We start from the raw sequence: 2,044 nt of genomic DNA, 5'->3' as shown, positions 1-2,044 counted from the left end.
TAATCAAGCTTCGGCGGCAACGGATCGGGAATAAACGCCCAGTAGGAAAAACCAGAACCTATTACCTTCTGAACCCTTCCCGGTGAGCCAACAGAAAAATCTTCTGGTCTCATCCAAACCTCCAAATTGTACAGAAGTATAATTCCTATTGAGTAAATTATACAATAACCACCAAAAGTATAAGTTCCTTTTTCATTCTAATCATCAACAGAGCATTTCTGAGTCGTGAAGGAGGAACTCTTGCCCCCTTGCCGTGTTTCAGGTTGCCTGGATCTTGCATGCAAGTACCGCTGATCGCTGTGAAGTGGCGTTCTCCGCTGACCGTCCCAGATCACGGTCCCGTTCACCGATAAGATCATTCGAGAAACGACACTTTCTAGACGCTCACGAGAAGGCTCCAACTGATACTCGTCGACAGTTTACGGTTCGCAGTTCTCCGAAAAGGCCAAGGCGAAGAGAGCTCAATCAATTTTGTGTTGAAAAAACATGCTACTGCATAACCATCTGAGTAGGTCATATCTTCACCGAATACCTTAATGGATGTGAAACCCTCCTCGTCTAGGACATCAGCTTATAGGAGGGCGAACAGCCGTTCGCCCCTACAAAAGAATTCGAGAATCGTCTGACATTGTTATCCCGTGAGTGCTTTTGCACGGGATCTAGCTCTTCCTAACCAAGTCTCAATAACCCGCTTCTATCAACCCGATCTTTCTAACCCGCACCATGTAACCCGTTCCTAGACTGGGCTCTTCTGCCCGGCATAGCCGGACTGGCCGCACGAAGTGCGACTGGCCTGCGTCAGCAGACTGGCTCTGAAGATCTTCCCCGCGAAGCGGGCATTGCGACCTGGCATGATCCTCGCCAGCCTTGAGTCCCGGCATGATCTTCGCCGGCATTGCGACCTGGGCCGTTCTTGCCCAGCCTTGCGTCTGATGTTTTATTCCAGCATCACTTCTCACCATATGTAATCTCTCCAGAATACTTCTCGATAAGTCTCTCAAGCAATTCTGCCGCCATTCTCACAGTGGTCTCGCAACCGATTACCGGATCTCTGTATTTATCCCTCAGTACACTGCACTCAAGATGTCCGTATCGTTTCTCGAATTTTTCAAGGAATTCCTCAGCAATTCGCTTCATTCTCTCCTGCTTCGCATAAACTTCGCTGTTGAAGAGAATTCCTATTACCGCTAGAGAGCCAGTAACAGCCCCGCAGATGCTCTTGATTCTCATACCGCCTCCAAAGGCCCCCATGGTATAGAATGCCTCCTCCGGCAGGTCGAGCTTGTATTCGTCATTTGCTCCGTAAATCATTGCCTCAGCGCAGTTTCTCTCAATATCACTTCTTGAATATTGTTTTCCCACCGCATCTTCAAGCATTGCTTTCTCCTTTCTCAGTTTCTCGGTGAAGTCATCAAATCGACTTTAAGTTTGTAATACGTATCACTTCTGATAAAATCATTGTATAACGTCAAGTGAAGGAGGACTACATGTCAATACTACTAAAGAATGGGATGATTTACCCTATCACGTCTGAACCGTTCAAGGGCGACATTTTGATCTCTCATGGAAAGATCGAGTCTATCGGAAAGGGACTCGAAGAACCTGGAGCCGAAGAAATCGATGTTACAGGCAAGTTCATCTTTCCGGGCTTTATCGATGCTCACTCACACATAGGCATCTATGAAGAGGGAGTTGGAGGCTATTACGGAGACGGAAACGAAGCAACCGATCCTCTAACGCCGGATGTTTCCGTCGTCGATGCCTTCAATCCTCAGGACGCAGCAATAAAGAGAGCGTTATCTGGAGGAGTCACCACAGTCATGGTCGTTCCCGGCAGCGCTAATCCAGTTGGAGGGCAGGGCGCTATCTTCAAGTTCAAGAAGACTTTAATCGTCGACGACATGGTAGTTCGTTCTCCGGCTGGACTCAAAATGGCAACGGGTGAAAATCCGAAAAGAGTCTACGGTGAGGGCTTCAAAAAGACCCCTTCCACAAGACTTGGAACGGCAGCCGTCATTCGAGGCTATTTCCAGAAAGTCAGGGC

Annotated in this window: 3 protein-coding genes; 1 reads left to right on the top strand and 2 read right to left on the bottom strand. The window is 48.1% G+C overall.

Translation table 11 applies throughout. From position 1 onward, the window contains the following. Positions 1-680 precede the first annotated feature (680 nt). Both ENN47_10365 and ENN47_10360 read right to left on the bottom strand, forming a co-directional pair. Positions 681-962 carry a hypothetical protein gene (locus ENN47_10365; protein ID HDP78563.1) on the bottom strand — a complete coding sequence of 94 codons (282 nt, stop codon included), beginning with the start codon at positions 960-962 and terminating at the stop codon, positions 681-683. After that, complete coding sequence (locus ENN47_10360; protein HDP78562.1) at positions 949-1,377, bottom strand: C_GCAxxG_C_C family protein; 429 nt, start codon at positions 1,375-1,377, stop codon at positions 949-951. Before ENN47_10360 ends, ENN47_10365 begins: the two co-directional genes overlap by 14 nt. Positions 1,378-1,487: 110 nt before the next feature. Between ENN47_10360 and ENN47_10355 the strand changes: the two genes are divergently transcribed. Further along, the coding region (locus ENN47_10355; protein HDP78561.1) for an amidohydrolase at positions 1,488-2,044 on the top strand (557 nt) is incomplete at its 3' end.

Origin of the sequence: Mesotoga infera (assembly GCA_011045915.1) — a bacterium.
GTDB lineage: Bacteria > Thermotogota > Thermotogae > Petrotogales > Kosmotogaceae > Mesotoga > Mesotoga infera_D.
This window is presented reverse-complemented; position numbering and strand designations above follow the sequence as displayed.

Bases quoted from the DNA above. Each gene is read 5' to 3' on its own strand.
- ENN47_10365 (HDP78563.1), bottom strand. From the start codon at position 962: ATGGTGAGAAGTGATGCTGGAATAAAACATCAGACGCAAGGCTGGGCA.
- ENN47_10360 (HDP78562.1), bottom strand. From the start codon at position 1,377: ATGCTTGAAGATGCGGTGGGAAAACAATATTCAAGAAGTGATATTGAG.